The sequence below is a fragment of the Fibrobacter sp. genome (genome assembly GCA_017503015.1).
GTDB lineage: Bacteria > Fibrobacterota > Fibrobacteria > Fibrobacterales > Fibrobacteraceae > Fibrobacter.
Window position 1 is genome coordinate 29055 of the sequence record JAFVTX010000015.1, and the last position, 16946, is coordinate 46000.

Here is a 16946-nt window from a genome sequence, read left to right on the forward strand (position 1 = left end):
CTTTCAGCGGCTGAAATTTATTCTCTTTACCCGTTTGTTGTTCTTTATTTTGGCGCTATGCTTGGAATACAGGACCAGCAGCCAAACAGGCATCAACAAATAAATCCACTTTTTTAGAGTGCCGTAGGAGAAAATTTCTTTCCGACAGAACCGTTTCCAGAAATACGCCCCAACAACGTTCTCCAAGACCGGATTTTCAGAGCCGGCGTCGCGCCAACTTCCAAGACCGTTGTGAACACAAACATTATTTCCATCGAAGGTGTTGATGGTAAAATAAGAGTCCGGATAAATAGTCATATCGGAAAAGTTCAAGGGCCTGCCATCAAACTTGACCAATTCCCCCTTGTATCGGTACATCTCCATAAAAACTTTCGTTATTATACAAGGCATTGCATTCATGTCGCAACTGCCGTCAGGTAAAATAAAATGCCGATCCTTGTAGTACTCAAGACACTTCTGAATAAAGGGATGATGCGGTTTGGCGCCAATGACATGCGCCGCCACCTGGTCAGTAAACTCCGTCCCAACAAAAAGTTGGTTGTCCAGGAACCTGTCAAAATTCCCATAGACAGTCACGTCGGCATCCAGATAAATTCCGCCATACTTCTCAAGAACCCATAAGCGAAAATAATCCGTAACAAAAGCCCATTTCTGCTTGGAGTACGCTTCCCTGGCGTATAAAAAGTCGTTAAAGGGGAAATTATCCTTGTTCCATTCGACTATCTCATAGCCCTCCAGGCATTCGCGCCAAGACTGAATACACCTCTCCACCCGTTCGTCCTTCTTGTCAGACAACCAGAGATAATGAATCTTCTTCTGAATAGCCACTATATGCTCCACAAACGTTTGAAATGTTTACGGGTAGACCTAAAAATATAGGGAGAAAACCACTGCACAGCAATCATCAACTTCAAAAAAAATGGCAAAATGCGGGAAATGTTCTTTTTCGTGTAATAAACTTTTGATATTTCGGACTGAATCATCGAAAAGGAACCATAGCGGGCAACGTCGTCTTGCCTGCCACGACCACCGCGTATCAAGTGAACAACGCTAGGTCCATCGATTATGGCGCGTTTCAACCCCTTTTTTGCCATACGCCACTGCAAATCTGTTTCTTCGTAATACAAGAAGAAATTTTCGTCAAAACGTGCGTCCGGAGTGTTCCTTACAAACAGGTCCGCTCCGACAACATAGTCAACATTTCCCACAACCCGCTCGTAATGGGGTATCGGCCGGAGTTTCGAGAAGTCCAGGCGCAATAATTTCATTATGTTCTTCACATAGAAGGCAGCCACGTGATGCAGGCCCGCCATAAAGATTTTGCGCCCCTGCGGGAACCTATTGTACGACTCCGTCCATTGCCCCTCGGCATCAATAAGATTACACCCTAACGCCCCAAGGTTCTCTGACTCGTGGTCCTTCCAGAAATCCAAAAAACATTTAATGGCGTTGTTCTTCAAAAGTGTATCGCTATTCAAGTAAAAAACAAATTCCCCACGGGCAACATCCAATCCGCGATTATTCGCCGTCCCAAACCCAAGATTAGCGCGATTTTCCACCAGAACAGCCTGCGGAAACTCACGCTTCACCATTTCCACAGAGCCATCCGCGGAACCATTGTCAGAAACAATCACCTCAAATGAAACGCCCTCGGTCTGTTCGTAAACCGAATGCAGGCAATCGCGCAACAAATCACAAGTGTTAAAACTGACTACAATGACAGAAGCATCTATGGAGGGGTTCATTTGCCGGCCCCCTTTGCTGTAGAATCTTCGTCCTGATCATCACTCTCAACAGCAGGGCGTTTATACTCTTCCTCCAGCGTTTCCCGACGTTCAAACTTGTTTATAATATGCCCTATACAGAACCAATAAAGGAAGGGTTGCAGGGTTCCCAATTCCCAAACTGCCGCACCAATCATGGCAACAAAGCAAAAGCACAATGTACAAACTTCGAAAAACGCATATTTGAAAATCTTAGCCCCACAAAACAGCGCATAAAAGCACACCCCGAGCAATGACGCAAAACCAAACATACCTAATTCAGCGGGAACGCGCACGTAGTCACTATCGGGGATTCCCTGATAGCCCATCTCAATCGCCCCGTGGCTATAGCACCCCAATCCAGAACCCAAAAGCGACAGTTTTTCAATAAATTTATCAAAAAGGGAGATTCTATCGCCAACAAGGTTCCCTTCATAGTTCAGGCTCCTATTCAACACGTACTCAACAAAATCCACGCTCATATAGTTCATCACAACAAAAACAATGCCTACGCAAAAAACAATCGCCGAACCCCACAGGATATACAATAGTTTTACAGAAGGCAAGCGCTTGATTGTTGCATAAACGGTCAATGCCAAAAAGAACGCTAAACAGAAAGCAATCGAAACACGTTGCTGGGCAAAGAACAAGCAGAAAAAACTAAGTGCAAAACAAGCCAAATCCAATTTATTGTAGTAATTGTCAACGACTATCTTTTTTGATGAATACATAAACAAGAACAGTGAGGAATAGCCCATAAAATAGGAATGAGGCCAAAAGGACGAAAACCTGGTCAACTCATACAAAACATGCCCTGAAAGTGTACTTATGTCAGAATTAAAGTCATTCCAAATGACCGACGCCTTATAAGCCACATAAAATCCAGGCTGGAAGAAATAGAAATACACCCCGCAAAGCATGGCAAAAAAGAGCGGAGCCCTAAAATTCTCGAAAAAGTCGTCTGACTTGAATTTTTCCGAGCGCGCCATGTAGTAAAAGAGTATCGGTATAATTTGCGACCGGACACCAAGATAGTAAAGACGCAAGGGATAGGTGTTTTCAACAAAGAAATAGGAACTAAGGCTGTATAGCAATAAAAGAAATACCAAAAGGTCTATCTTTTCCCATTTTATCGAGGAAAGGCACAGTGCCGTAACCAAAATGACTAAAACAATGAGTAATGAGGAAACGTCCCTAGCACCAAAAACAAGGCTTGCAGCTATAAGAACTAACAGCCAGTAATAATTTTTGATTACCTTAACTAGAAAGTTTTCCAAAAGCACTATTCCTTAAAAAGACACTCTCTTCACTTCCACCCACAAAACAACCGCAATAGCCAGTCGGGCCACAACAAAAATCACCTGTATTTAACCGAGTTCCTCCTTTCGTATAATTTAGAAAAAACTCCATTTACAAACAATCCGGATCTTTTTTAAATTAGTGTCATAACGATATAAAACATGCTTGCGCAAAAAGAAAAATCATCATCGCTGGTACTTTCTTTTGAAAAGAACGGCTACGACCCTTTTATCGATTTTTTAAAAGGCGTTTGTATCGTTTTAGTCGTTATAACACACTGCCTTCCTTCGGTAGTAGAAAAATACACCCTGTTCCATTTATGGGGAAGAACCGCTGTCCCCATTTTTTTGATAATCCAGGTTTTCCACGCTTATAAACATGGCCTTATTTTCCGATTGCCCAAGATAACAAAGTTGTGGAACAGAATTGCCAGGCCATTCATTATCACTCAGTTGGCCATTGCCGTTTTTTTATTTCTGTTCAGCAAAAACATATCCGTTTCCATATACCTCAACAGGATCCTGGACAAAGGGTACGGACCGGGAGAATATTATCCGTGGATTTATTTACAGTTCGCACTAATTCTGCCGCTATTGTCCCCAGTAATCAAAAAATTGGGAAAACCGTGGAAAGTCGCACTTTTTTTTATCCTTGTATCACAACTGTTTGAATTCCTTTGTTGTCTCATCAATCCGCAGGAATGGCCCTTCTACAGTCGTTCCTTCTTCCGATATTTCTTTTTGATCTATCTGGGCTATATTGCAGCAGCCACGGGATTTTCTATCAATAGGAAGACATTCCTTTTATCCTTGCTTAGTTTGGCCGCTACAATCTTTTTCGTCTTTTTCAATTATAACCTAGAGCCATTCTTCTTTAAAAACTACCAATGGCATTATTGTCACTGGCCCTGCTATTTCTATATAGCCTACCTATTCATCTTTATTTTGAACAAATTTTACACCATTGCGAAGACGCATTATCTAAGCAAATTCATTATCAGGGCAGGCAAGTACTCCTACGAGATTTTTTTGTTCCAGATGTTCTATTTTATAATCTGCGGGTCCCACTTAAAAAAAATCATCGGTTCCATAACAAACCTCAACATCGCCAGCGGAATCCTTTTCATTTTGATTTCCATCCTTTCATGCGTCTTGATTCCCCTAGCATTCGAGGCCATAAAAGAAAGGAACTCGCAAAAAAACAAATAAATGCACAAAGCGCTTCTCCCAAGAGAAGCGCTTTTATTATGCATTACAGATAAAGATTACTCCGCCTTCCCCTTACCAATGCTGGACACCTCGAAACCAATCTTACGGAGAGCGTCAGCATCCAAGATGTTACGACCATCGAACACAAAAGCAGGCTTGGCCATAGAACTGTAGATACGTTTCCAGTCCAGTTCGGCAAAACATTTCCATTCGGTGCAGACCACCACCGCATGAGCGCCTTCGGCAGCCTTGTAGGGGTCTTCTTCGAATGTCACCTGGTCAAGCACGTCCTTCAGGTCGCGCTTGGCGTCGGGAATGGCCTTGGGGTCGGTCACCACCGGCACCGCATGTTCATTGAGCAGGTCCCGAACCACCAGGTTCGCCGGGCTTTCGCGGGTGTCACCGGTATTGGCCTTGAAGGCGAAACCGAACACTGCAATCTTCTTGCCCGCGATGGTATTGAACATGGTCTCCAGCATACGGTCCACCACGCGGTGGGTCTGCCATTCGTTAATCTTAACCACGGATTCCCAGTAGGCGGCCACCTCAGGGAGACCATAATAGCCGCAAAGGTACACTAGGTTCAATATATCCTTCTTGAAGCAACTGCCGCCAAAACCGATAGAGGCCTTGAGAAACTTGGGGCCTATGCGGGTGTCCTTGCCCATCACAAAAGCCACCTCGTCCACATCGGCACCGGTCTTTTCGCAAAGGGCGCTGATGGAGTTGATGGAACTGATACGCTGAGCCAAGAAGGCGTTGGCGGTAAGCTTGGTCAGTTCGGAACTCCAGAGGTTGGTGGTGAGGATTCGGTCACGGGGAACCCAGTGGGCATACACGTCTACCAGTTTCTGGCAGGCGGCAAGTCCCGATTCCGTCTGGTGGGACCCGATAAGCACACGGTCCGGTTCAAACAGGTCCTTGATGGCGGTTCCTTCGGCCAGGAACTCGGGGTTCGACAGAACCTCAAAGTGCAGGCCCTTGTCGTTGCTGTTCAAAATTCGTTCCATAGCGGCAGCAGTACGAACCGGCAGGGTGGACTTTTCCACGATAATCTTGCCTTCGTCGGCAATTTCCAAAATGTTGCGGGCGGTCTTTTCCCAGTACTGCAGGTCAGATGCCTTTCCGGCGCCATGACCAAATGTCTTTGTGGGAGTGTTCACAGACACGAAGATAATGTCCGCTTCCTTGATAGCTGCGGGAATGTCGGTGCTAAAGAAGAGATTGCGGCCACGGGCACGCTTTACCACGTCGTCCAGGCCGGGTTCAAAAATCGGGAGGTTTTCGCTATTCCAGGCATCGATACGAGCCTGGTTGATATCCACCACGGTCACCTTCACATCGGGGCACTTGTCGGCGATAACGGTCATGGTGGGGCCACCGACGTAGCCCGCACCAATACAAAGAATCTTGGTATTGAAACTCATAGTACCAAGAATTTAGCAAAAAAGATAAGGAGATGCCCGGTCAAGCCGGGCATGACACCCTTACTATTACTTAAAATTCGCCGTCAGGGAGTTCACATCTTCGGGCATGATAGTGCGGGTCTTTTCCGTAACCTTGTCACTCCAGCCGGTAAAGGTTCCGCCGTTCTCCTGGGCCGTAATGGTGACCGGCATCCCCCTGAAGAAGGAGATGGTCATCGAAGACCTATCCAAAGGTAGGTTATGGACCAAAATCTTTCCTGACCCGCTGACAGAAAAGGTCACTTTTATTACTTCGCCTAGTCCAAAAAATTCCGCCATTTCAGACAAGATGACGTCTTGACGGGTTCCGGCGAAAGTTTTTATTTTATTAAGTTGACCATTCATGTAAGAGGCATTTAGATTCCACCTCCGCTGATCCCTGGAAATTTCCGATTCGATTTCGCCCATCATAGCATTGATTCGAGCAAGGAGCCTTGACTTTTCGAAGTTCATGGCCAAAAGCACAGGGAATCGGTTGATAAATGCCGTCTTGAAATTTTCGTTTTCCAAAAGCCTACGAAGCAACAAGGTAGAAGCAGGGCCGTTTGGCCAATCGGGTCCATCTTCGGCTGTTGCAAATTCGAAAATGTTGTTCTTGAATTCGCTGTACTCATTGCCAAATCCAAAATCCATATCGTAAATAAACCACTTCCACTTGGTCTTTGGGTTCGTTCCCCGCCATTTTTTCAGATTGTTGGCCGGCCAGTCGCGATTGTTCATGAATAGTTCCGTCTGCATGTAATTAATAAAATTATCCACATCAATCTGGTCGGCAACATAAGCATAATTTTTATCATTATCTAGATGGTTCGTTGCCAGCCAATCCATTAAAGCTTCGTAATCCGCAGGTGACCCTGCCGTAGCTGAATTATCCGCCTTCAGCAAATCAATTTCGTCGGGATTCAATCCGTAGTGGGTCTCGAAATAGTATTCCGTAGAACGTTCCCGAATATTGTGTATGCCGTAGTATTCCCCATTGTAATAAACCACCACACCACGCCCACGCTGATAATCCACATCCATGCCTTCCGTCACAGAACTGCAAAGTCTGTCACGGATATAGTCGCCCCCAAAATTACTTCCGTTGCTGCGCAACAAGAACACCTTGAACTTCTTGAGATTTGGAAAATCCGGGAATAGCGGGTATTCCAGGCGTTTATCGCCATACTTTTCACGGAACACGATGGCTACCGACTTCTTTTTATTGGCACGGCTATAGTTTCCGAAAATCTGGAACCCGGCATTTTTTGCAAAAGCCGGCGACTTGCCACCCTTTTCCAGAAGTTCCACAAATACGGGGATTTCCCTATCTTCCCAGTAGTTCGCTCCATAATGCGGGTCCTTCGCCTGGGCGTTGGGACCTTCCATGTAGATTCCCGTATCGGGGTCAAACAGGGACTTGGGATTGGCCGTCAAGAAAACTACAGGTGTCTGGGGTTGCGTTTCGAATACGTATGTGCGGGTCACCACATCGCTGGCGACGCTATTCGCAGCAAAGTTCGCGCAACGAAGGACGGTTGTGTTGATGATTCGGATGCTGTCTAGGCGGGCGCTACTTTCGGTAGGCGTATTGCCTCCCGTTTCACAGCGGACATTCGGCACGCTGGAAAGGTCTATGGTAAAGGCGGAATTGTAGAATCCCGATGCCGGGAAATTCACTTTTGTTTCGGGACTGGGTTCGCGTTTTGCCATAATGGCGTTCTGGCCGTAGGCGAACGGCGACGGCGACCCATAGCCCCAGCCTTCACCATCAGTGAATACCTTGTTGCCATCTTTGTCAATGTAATTGTCGGTATAAGAATAGCTCCAACTCTTTCCAAGAGGCAGTTCCGGATAGGTGACGGAATCCACAAGTGTTCCGTCCGGTTTCATCAAGAAAAGAGAACCGCCTGATTTTTTCAGTTTGAAATTCGCATGGGGTTCATGACCGCGGTTTCTTGCGATATAGGAGTTTACCTTGAAAGCCGTCGAGCGCAGTTCCTGATCGTCCGGGCTAAACCTCGTGCCGTAGATATGAGCTAAATCGGGAAGCGTTGAACCCGTAGGAAGGGTAATGCGGTATGTGTAAGACGAATCCCCAGTTCCCGTAAGGACCTTGGCCCAGCCCTTCCAATCATCCAAATCTGTTTGGGCGAGGCGCAATTGAAGCTTTCGGTCTTTTTCGATATAACCTGTCAACAAGATTTCGTTGGTTCCACTCAAATCTTTCGCATCTGCAGAATTCCCCCTATCTCCGATTCCCACAAAGAAAGAGATGGAATGCCAGCCCAGTTCCGTATTTTCACCAAAGTGCATTACGCCACCGAACTTACGAATACCCGATTCATTAAAACAAGGATGAGAGCCGTTCAAATACTGGACCGAACTTTCCCCCTTGACGGACGTGTTTTGAGAGTCTGTCCAGACCCAGCAACCGTTACCGACCAAATTGATTGAATCGTGAGGAGCTACGTAATCCGGAAGGTTCTTGCCCGACATGAACACCAGCATCAGGCCCCAGGGCGGTATGGTCACGTTTCCGAAAGTCCATTTTTTCGGGTTGTCTCTGGAATCAGTCAAAACCATTCCCGACAAATCTACGACGCTGTCTGTCGGGTTAAAAAGCTCTATCCAACCCGCATCGTCGCCTTCGTGGTCCTTATAAACCAAGTTGACGGGGTCCACTTCAGAAAAGACGACAGGACCCCGGAAAATGTTGTCCGGATTTTCACTTTCGCAATCCAGACATTCAACGATGGTAACGGTTCCATCATCCGAGGAACAGGCAACAAGCCACAGGGCAAAGAACAAGACCGAATAGTTTTTCCATCCCATAGGATTAAATATACACGAAAAAAAAAAGCAAAGCGGCACAAGAAAAGCGGACGCCCACAAAAAACATCCACTAACCTGCGGATTTTTTGCGTCTGGGCCTGCGGACAATAAACAGGCAAGCACCGATAAGCACCAAGGTCACTGAAATGGCCTTGCCCATGGGGAACGCCTCGGAGAACACCAGGGCCCCCGCCAGCGTGGGAACTGCCGCCCCTACGGCGGCACTGAAGGGAATAATGAACAGCGCCCGCCCGCGGGAGAAGGAAATCTGGGAATAAAGGAAGGCAATCCCGTAAGTCGCAAAGTAGCCGAGAGTCCTAAAGTCCAGCAACAGGTTCGCCACCGACGAAAGTTCAATGTGGTCCAAATCGAAATCCATAGCCAGGCTCTTGTAGAAGGCCGCCGAAAGCCCGAAGCCCACACCCATAATGAGGGAATCCACCATTTCCCGATCCTTCACGAACAAATGGGCAAACAGTGTAACCGCACAAAGCCCACCGGCATAGGCCCATAACATGGGGATGTTCTGCAGGGCCGTAGATTCGCCCAGGTTTTCCACGGAATACAAGAGGCCCGCCACCACAAAGCAGATGGCCACCACGATGCGCTTTGTCAGGGCCTCTTTCAAAATGCAAAAGCCCATCAGGGCGGTAAGCACCGGATTCAGGACCATCATGGGCTGAACCTGGCTCAGGTCGTACTGCGCCATGGCGATGTAGTAGCCCAGCGTAGCAAGGCCGGAACAGCAGATGCCCAGCCACCAGAACTTGTTGGTGACAACGCCCTTGAAAAACTCCCAAGGTTTAGAAGTACCGCCAGTACGCTTGCCCACGGCAGAAACCCCGGACTTTTCCAGGATGTTCCCGCAGGCAAAGAGAAACGCCGGACCGATTGTTAGGAGCAAGAAAAGCATGAGCCATGAAAAATATACAAAAATACGGCCCTGCAAGATATACAACAGATTCTCGCATTCGCGAGAATGGCGAGATTAGGGGAGGTACGGCAAATCAGGCCCTAGCCACAGGAGCCATACTTGCCGATTTTATACAACTTGACCGTGTTAGTCTTGTATTCGTAACCATCGACATGGCGTGGAGCGAACTCGAACTGGAACGAAGACGCCTTCATCAGCATATTGTTTATAGTTCCCTCATTCTCTTGCCAATCGTAATCATGAATGTCATTCTTAAAATCAATGTTTATCACGCTCTTGGTTGCACTTGCGGGAATTAGGTACCAGAACTGGTCTGAAATTACATTGGAATGTATCTTGAAGTCAAAATCATACCCGGAGGAATATTCCAGACAGATGCCCTTCCCGAAACTGGTGGTCAAATCAACAAAGCCTTTATCCGTACACCCATACGTCAACTCAAAACCAAAGGCGGCATCAGCCCAGCCCATGTCGGCATCCACATTGGTGAGTTTTGCCTGCAGGTAATTCGCCTGGTACGAAATTTGGGCAACAGATTCGCCGCCGCTGGCGGAATCGGTATAGGTGTACCACCATCCAGAGGGGTCATCCGTATAGAAGCTGTACTCGTCCACATCGCCAAAATAGGTGCGTGCCTTTTTCCCATAGGAGGGTTTCCACATCACACCATCCTCGAATTCAACCGCCTTGACACCCAGCTCCACATCGTTGTTCTTGGGGCACTTGCCGTATTCACCAATCATGTAAATCCTTATGTTGTTTGTAAAAGTCTGTTCCTTACACTTGCTCGGATTCGCTTCAAAGCAATGGACGGTGTTCCTATACGGAGACTCAATTTGCATAGAAGCTATCTGGGTCAGTGCCTTGGAAAGCGTCGTGGAATTCGTCTGCCACCAGGTTGCAGGCAGGTTACTGAATTTCAGGTTCGCGGTCCGCTTGCTGGAACTTCCCGGCACCCAAACATCCCAGTAGTCATACGTATTCGACGACGAACCTTTGGAGACAAACTCCAGTCTGAAGTCATGCTGTGACGAATAAACAACGCACATGCCTTCTTGCTTGCTAATATCGGCATAACCTTTCGGGGCAAGGTTGAAGGCTGCCATGGCGTAGGGTTCCGGGCTTGCAATATTCATGCCATTTTCGCCCTTCATCCAGTCCCCATAGACAAGCGTTGTCTTGATTGTCGCATATTCGGAGCCAATAGTTATGGACGCCGTCGATTTTCCCAAATTGTCTGCGTCTGTGCCTGTACGCCACCAGTCGTTTGTGGTGGAATCATCAAGGAAGGTGTATTCATCGGCATCGCTGCTGAACCCCCGCACACGCTTGCCATAGCTTGGCTTCCAGAGGACGCCCTCCTCGAATGTGACCTGCTTGGCCTTTGCGCTGCTGCTGGATTTTGAATCATTCTTGGCAGACGAAGAACTGCCCGCATCCTCGTCCCAGGTGAAGGTACTGCTGCTGGATTTCGGCTTGTCCTTGGCGGGCGATGAGCTCCCCGTATCAGAGGCTTCGGCACCCGATCCTCTCCATTCGCCATCGGTACAGACCTGAATTTTACCCATTTCTTCTACGAAAGCGGCATCTCCCTCCCGCTTCGCGGTGCAGTTGGGCAGGTCGTCTTCGGTCTTGTAGATGGTGGCAACTTCGGACCATTTTCTATCGGCGCAGACAAAGAGTGCCTGGCCCACCACAGCGTTCTCGCCATCGTTCTTCTTGCCGCAACTGGGCAGGTCATCTTCGCTAGCGTATGACTGTACGGGTTTTTCGTACTCGACCCACTTTCCACCCTGGCATGCGTATGTCAAACCGTCATCGGTTACATCCACCGTTTCCCCTTCGCGATTCTTGCTACAGTTGGGCAGGTCGTCGAACGTATCAACCGCAGCAGCCGTCTCGGGCTTGCGAGCCGATGCGCCATCATCATTGCAGGCGGCAAGCATCAGGGCAGATGCAGCCATCATAGAAAATACGGTTCCCTTCATGTTCGCTCCTTAAAAGACTCTATTTCAGGTTCGTGCGGATGTAGAAATCGGCACCGTTGGTGTTCCTGGACATCTTGAAAATATGGATATGGTGGGTTGACCCGTCGGCCCAGCCCCCATCACCCGCCCCATTGCAATTCTCGTAAGCCGAGAGCGGTTCGTCGGCATGACAGCCGTGGTTATTTTGTGCCAGAAGGGCCATATCGACCCTTCCCGGAGCAGGAATATGGGTACCGCCCAAATCCGAGACCAGCACCCCATCCACATACACCCAGATATCCTCGCTACTGGCAAAATCAAGATATCCGCCCTTCTTGGCGTTGTACGTGAAAGGCAAATGTCCCATCATGGAATAGTGGTAGTTCCGCAGGTGAACCGCCGCAAAGTTCACCCCGTTTTCGTCAGCAGGCCATTTCTTCGTCAGGGAGACCGCCGCCTTGGTTGCCCTAGGCCCGCCCCTTTCCAGCCATTGGCTACAGAGCCCGGCAGTGCTTGCGCCCATAAAATCATACTGGGTTGAAGCCCACTTGTAGGCGTAAGGCGGGCAATACGTAGAAAAGCTCTGGGGGCCAAAGGTCTCGCACTTGCCGTTCGGCTGGATTTCTGCATTGCAGGGGGCGTCCCCCGTCCGCTCCAATGTCGCCGGGTCTATGGCATCCAGCGGGAAGAACCCGTCGTTGTTCCAAGTCCGGCTGAAGACATAGCTGTCACCATCGTAGGCCAGTTCCAGAGTCGAATTCACCCGCAGGTTCACACCCTCCACATCGGCAAACCACTGGTCGAAATTCTTGTTGTCGCACAGGTCGGCCGCCTTGCGGACATGCACGCCGTCAAGCATGTCAATCTTGCCGTCCTTGCCCGCGTCGAACTTCAGGAAACTTTTCACCATGCCAGGCGTCACATAGACAGGATTGTCCCAGTTGACAAGTTTCTCCTCGCAAATCGGGGCAGTGGTGCTGGTGGCGTTCAGGAACCCGCGCCTTTCGGCCTTTGACGTGGAATCGGAGAGGCAGCCCCCGTATTTCAGCACCTCCTGCGTAGACACGTCCTGCAGATAGTCGGGCAAGAAGGGGTCTATCTTCTTGGGAAGCCCATCCGCACCCAGGGCCACCCCAGTAGTGGAGACCTGGTTCCCGCAGGTCAGGTGGTAGTCCTCGTCGGCGGCCCACGCCACGTCGTAGCCCACATAGCCGCCCTTCAGAATCGCAGAGGAGTGCTCCATGTACTCTTCCGAAAAATTCTCAAAGTCGCTGTGGCCCGAATTGAAATCGCGGTAAACCACGTCAATTACCAGCGGGGAACCGTCGGGATCCTCGCTCCAGAAGCCGTCGGCGCAGGTCCAGGTGCTGGTGGTGGATTCCACGTAAGCCTTTTCGCCACTTCGCTTGCCGGAACAGTTGGGCAGGTCGTCTTCGGAGGCATAGACTGCGGCCATCTCGGTCCAGCGGCCATCGGTACAGACATACGCCACCCCCTCGTCCTCCACGTTCGCCTTTTCGCCCTCCCGCTTCGCGGTGCAGTTGGGCAGGTCGTCAAAAGAGGCGAAACTTTCCAGTTCCGAGCCCGTTGCGGACGAATCGTCCGACGAACAGGACACAAGGAGAATGCCGAAAACAAGCGGCAAAAGAGGCTTTCGTCCATGCAACGGCAAATTTCCCAACATTAAGACCTCCGATTTTCCATCAACCGTCAAATGTAAACAAAAAAAAACAAAATCAAGTGCCCAAAAGAGCACAATCTTAAATTTAGTTCCGTTTTGGCCGGTTGTGCACCCCACAATACGGGAAAATAAACTTTCACAATACGCCTGGACCGCCCTCTAGTCGCATGTGCCGTAAGCGCCCAGCTTATAGATGAAGAAATCGCCCGTAACGGCACTTTCCGTCAGGTTTTCGATAGCGAACTGCACGCCGATCATTTGCTTGATGGCCTCAGCGACATCGACCCTGGCATTGCCGAAACCGGTAAAGTCATCGAAAATCGCCCAGGGCAGGTTCACCACCTTCTTCTTGGTGCTGGCGGGCAACTTGTACAGGGGACGGCCCCAGCTATTATTCCCATCGTCTGCATATTGGATTCGCACCTGGACCGTGTCAAAGTCGCTCTGGTACTGTAGACAAATTCCGAGCATCTTGTCTGTTGGCCAAGGATTTTCGCCACTAAAGCCAATTTGGGCAAATCCGGCCCAATACTCACCAGGGGAATGCTGCCACAGCGACCCTACCGAAATTTCTCCACCTATTTCATCGCCACTACACCACGTCGTGTTATCAGAGGATTGTTCCTTGTAAACATTGGCCCCAATCTTTATATAACTTTCCCCTGACGTACGACCGTCCGCCCCATCATTGAAATAGTACCAGTAATCTGTACCACTTCCGACTTGGGCGGAACACCCGTTACTTGGCCTCCAGCTTATGCCAGTCCCTTTCTGGCCCAGGAGCAGCTTGTTGTAGTATTCCAGCGTCAGGGCCGTGTTGACATCGCCATCCTTGCCTGGCTCACCCGGGTTGCCGTCAACTCCGTTCCACACCACGCCCTTGAGGGTGTCCGCACAGAGGAGCTTGTACCCCATGCGCTCCACATCGTTCTCGTCGGCATAGGAGGTATCGGCCACGGTGCAACTCGTTCCTGGTTCTCCAGGGGTTCCTGGCTCGCCCGGTTCTCCAGGTTCACCGTTTTCACCATTCAAAACTGTGCCGACGGTTTCGCCGCCGCATTTCAGCTCGTAGCCGGAACCATCCTTCAACTTCTTTGCCGTGCAGCTTTCGCCGGGTTCGCCCTGTTCGCCTTGCACTCCTGCAACGCCCTGTGCGCCATCCGCCCCGTCTTGGCAGGCGGAAAGGCTCAGGCTTCCCGATATGGCCACAGCCGCACATACGGCAAGCCTCGATGTGTTCTTCAAGAAACTCCTTTTCATGTCTAGATTCTCCCATTTTGAATATACACATGCCATAATATAAACCACCGCGGACCACTGCACTCGCGCACACCAACCGTATTGTTCATTTTACTTCAAATTTTACAATACACTCTACAATACAAAACACATTTCCTTTATGTAACGCATAAAAACAAGTTTTATTGAAATATTTTGTATTGCTAAATGCGCTCTTTTTTATATATTTCAGATATGCCCCGAATTTACGACTACATTGACTATCGCAAATTCATCGTTGACTACTACCAAGAACAAAAGGCTTCTTGCGGTTTCACCTGGCGGAACTTCGCCTGTGCCGCATGCTTCAAGAACCCAGTCTACCTCAAGCAGGTAAGCGACGGCAAGTACAACCTGAGCAAGGATGCCGCACCACGCGTAGCCCTTTCCATGAAACTGAACAAGGTCCAGGCGCAGTTCTTCTGCCTGCTGGTGGAGTTCGGGAACGCCAGGGGCCGCAAGGAAAAGTCGAACGCCTACCGAAAACTCCTGGAAATTTCAAGGGAGCACAAAGTGAAAATCCTGGGGAGTGACTATTTCACCTACTTCAACTCCTGGAAGAACCCCGTGCTGCGCGAACTCGCCCCCATGATGCCCGGGGCCGCCCCCCTAGCCATGGCCCACGCGCTCCGACCGCAAATATCGGCGGCGGAAATCCGCAAGTCGCTCCAATTCCTGGAAAAGAAGCACTTGCTGGTCATGGACAGCAAGGGACGCTACCGCCAGACGGACAAGGTGATTTCCATGGGGAGTTACGAAATCGTCCCCCTTGTAGCAACCAACATCCAGCGCGAAATGGCGGCATTCGCCATGGAAGCCATCGACGGCCTACCCGTGAAGGAGCGCGACATATCGGGCATCACCATGAGCCTTTCAAAAGAGGCATACAAGAAGGTTGCGCACCAGATTGCCGTCTGTAGAAAGAACATCATGGACATCGTGCGGAAGGACCACAACGAAAGCCGCATTTACAGGGTGAACTTTCAGTTGTTTCCGTTGACAGAGGATCTGGATTGCAGGAATGAGGAGTGAGGAGCGGTTTATGAAATTCTGGTTGATGGCTATTGGTATAGGGCTGGTTTGCCTTGCGGGCTGTTCTTCCGACCCGAAGGTTTCGGGCGGCACCGAGGACCACGGAATCGTGGCGCTTGTGGACAAGGACATTGTAGGGGTGTCCCAGAAGGGGCCGTTCATAAAGGGTTCCAGCATTTCGCTATACAGTCTAAACGAGAACTTCGCGCAGACCGGCATGAGTTTTAGCGGGAAGATACTTTCAGACAACGGAGAATTCTCGTTCCAGAAAATAAGCACTCCATCGCAGTACGCTTCCCTGGTGGCGAACGGCTACTACCGAAACGAAATCACGGGAGAACTTTCCGAAGGACCGATATCGCTCTATGCCATATCGGATTTGAGCGGGCGCGATTCCGTGAACATCAACCTGCTGACCCACCTGGAATACGAATGCGTATTCTCCCTGTTGAACAAGGGCATTCCCTTCGAGGAGGCCAAGAAAACCGCCAAGGGAAATGTCCTCTCATCCTTCTACATAACAGGCAATTTCAGCGGTTCTGAAGAGATGAATATATTGGAAAATGGCGAAAGTAACGGAGTCCTGCTGGCGATTTCAGTCCTATTGCAAAGGGATTTGAATGCGGCAAAACTGACACAGGAACTACAGGAAATATCGGGCGCAATCGCCCTGGACGGAGAATGGGCCAACAATTCCATAGAGGCCGAAATCGCCGACTGGGCAGAAGGCGCCAACCTGTCCAAAATCCGCAGGAACATTCTTGCGTGGAAACTGGGCGACGACCTGCCCGATTTCGAGAAATATGTCAACCGTTACTGGTGGAAAGTCTACAAGTTGCCAGACTGCACCACAAAGAATAATGGAGACACGGCAAGGGTATCGAACAAACTAAGCGTGAACGACGGCAGGGATTTTATCTGCACAGACAACAACTGGAAAAAAATCCTGCTACCTGGAGAAGGCAAAAGGACCGTACAGTTGGAAAAGGGGGTACTCTGGGTCCCTGCCTACAAGGACAAAATCCGTCCGCTGGTCTTTGACGGAGATGAGGACGGAATCTACGATTTGGAAGAAGGATTCGGAGGATGGATCAGTTTCGACGACAAGGACAATGGCGGAAACTCCGAAATCAGCGTAAAGTACGGCATTGACAATATGGAAATATCGTTCAAGGTTTTCTATGGGAACTGGGTAAGCGTAGGGAGCGGAAACCAGCCTTCGCCCTATCCTTTCGTCGGTTTCGGCTTCGACTTGGACAATTCCGTGAGGGAGACCGATGTCAGCGATTACGAGGGCATCTGCCTGCAATATTCCCTTTCCAGAACCATCCGACTGCAACTGACTTCCGGGACAAACTACTGGTACCAAATCCTGAAAAGCACCGGGGGTGAAATCAAGGCCGCAAACATCAAGTTCCTCGATTTCAGGAACGGATGGAAAGTAAACGAGATGACCATCTCCGAAGGCCTGAGAAATGCCGGAACCTTCCATTTCACAGCACCC

At 49.4% G+C, this 16946-nt stretch carries 12 protein-coding genes; 3 read left to right on the forward strand and 9 right to left on the reverse strand.

The genetic code is table 11. The features are described 5' to 3' along the window. Positions 1-3 precede the first annotated feature (3 nt). The 3 genes from IKB43_03085 to IKB43_03095 are packed head-to-tail and all read right to left on the reverse strand — an operon-like array spanning position 4 to position 3040. The gene (locus tag IKB43_03085; protein MBR2469127.1) at positions 4-828 is read right to left on the reverse strand and encodes a glycosyl transferase; all 825 of its coding nucleotides are present in this window, start codon (positions 826-828) and stop codon (positions 4-6) included. Next, complete coding sequence (locus IKB43_03090; GenBank protein MBR2469128.1) at positions 828-1733, reverse strand: glycosyltransferase; 906 nt, start codon at positions 1731-1733, stop codon at positions 828-830. The genes IKB43_03085 and IKB43_03090 overlap by 1 nt, the downstream gene beginning before the upstream one ends. 8 nt (positions 1734-1741) lie before the next feature. Beyond that, positions 1742-3040 carry a hypothetical protein gene (locus tag IKB43_03095; GenBank protein MBR2469129.1) on the reverse strand — a complete coding sequence of 433 codons (1299 nt, stop codon included), beginning with the start codon at positions 3038-3040 and terminating at the stop codon, positions 1742-1744. Positions 3041-3223: 183 nt separating this feature from the next. On the opposite strand from IKB43_03095, the gene IKB43_03100 reads away from it, so the two are divergent. Next, entirely contained in the window at positions 3224-4270 is a 1047-nt protein-coding gene (locus tag IKB43_03100) for an acyltransferase (GenBank protein MBR2469130.1), read from the forward strand. A 56-nt stretch (positions 4271-4326) separates the two neighbouring features. On the opposite strand, the gene IKB43_03105 is transcribed toward IKB43_03100, so the two are convergent. The 6 genes from IKB43_03105 to IKB43_03130 all read right to left on the reverse strand — a co-directional run bounded on the left by IKB43_03105 (position 4327) and on the right by IKB43_03130 (position 14392). Further along, positions 4327-5697 carry a nucleotide sugar dehydrogenase gene (locus IKB43_03105; protein ID MBR2469131.1) on the reverse strand — a complete coding sequence of 457 codons (1371 nt, stop codon included), beginning with the start codon at positions 5695-5697 and terminating at the stop codon, positions 4327-4329. Positions 5698-5763: 66 nt separating this feature from the next. Next, entirely contained in the window at positions 5764-8550 is a 2787-nt protein-coding gene (locus tag IKB43_03110; GenBank protein ID MBR2469132.1) for a CotH kinase family protein, read from the reverse strand. Between the two features lie 70 nt (positions 8551-8620). Next, the gene (locus tag IKB43_03115; GenBank protein ID MBR2469133.1) at positions 8621-9463 is read right to left on the reverse strand and encodes an EamA family transporter; all 843 of its coding nucleotides are present in this window, start codon (positions 9461-9463) and stop codon (positions 8621-8623) included. Positions 9464-9564: 101 nt separating this feature from the next. After that, positions 9565-11472 carry a hypothetical protein gene (locus IKB43_03120; protein ID MBR2469134.1) on the reverse strand — a complete coding sequence of 636 codons (1908 nt, stop codon included), beginning with the start codon at positions 11470-11472 and terminating at the stop codon, positions 9565-9567. A 19-nt stretch (positions 11473-11491) separates the two neighbouring features. Next, positions 11492-13135, reverse strand: a complete 1644-nt coding sequence (locus tag IKB43_03125) for a fibro-slime domain-containing protein (GenBank protein ID MBR2469135.1) — start codon at positions 13133-13135, stop codon at positions 11492-11494. 156 nt (positions 13136-13291) lie between these two features. Next, a complete protein-coding gene (locus IKB43_03130; protein ID MBR2469136.1) occupies positions 13292-14392 on the reverse strand; it encodes a hypothetical protein in 1101 nt (366 codons plus the stop codon). A gap of 213 nt (positions 14393-14605) precedes the next feature. On the opposite strand from IKB43_03130, the gene IKB43_03135 reads away from it, so the two are divergent. Next, entirely contained in the window at positions 14606-15442 is an 837-nt protein-coding gene (locus tag IKB43_03135; GenBank protein MBR2469137.1) for a TIGR02147 family protein, read from the forward strand. Between the two features lie 10 nt (positions 15443-15452). Next, the coding region (locus tag IKB43_03140) for a hypothetical protein (protein MBR2469138.1) at positions 15453-16946 on the forward strand (1494 nt) is incomplete at its 3' end.

Bases quoted from the DNA above. Each gene is read 5' to 3' on its own strand.
- IKB43_03100 (MBR2469130.1), top strand. From the start codon at position 3,224: ATGCTTGCGCAAAAAGAAAAATCATCATCGCTGGTACTTTCTTTTGAA.
- IKB43_03105 (MBR2469131.1), bottom strand. From the start codon at position 5,697: ATGAGTTTCAATACCAAGATTCTTTGTATTGGTGCGGGCTACGTCGGT.
- IKB43_03110 (MBR2469132.1), bottom strand. From the start codon at position 8,550: ATGGGATGGAAAAACTATTCGGTCTTGTTCTTTGCCCTGTGGCTTGTT.
- IKB43_03115 (MBR2469133.1), bottom strand. From the start codon at position 9,463: ATGCTTTTCTTGCTCCTAACAATCGGTCCGGCGTTTCTCTTTGCCTGC.
- IKB43_03120 (MBR2469134.1), bottom strand. From the start codon at position 11,472: ATGAAGGGAACCGTATTTTCTATGATGGCTGCATCTGCCCTGATGCTT.
- IKB43_03125 (MBR2469135.1), bottom strand. From the start codon at position 13,135: ATGTTGGGAAATTTGCCGTTGCATGGACGAAAGCCTCTTTTGCCGCTT.
- IKB43_03130 (MBR2469136.1), bottom strand. From the start codon at position 14,392: ATGAAAAGGAGTTTCTTGAAGAACACATCGAGGCTTGCCGTATGTGCG.
- IKB43_03135 (MBR2469137.1), top strand. From the start codon at position 14,606: ATGCCCCGAATTTACGACTACATTGACTATCGCAAATTCATCGTTGAC.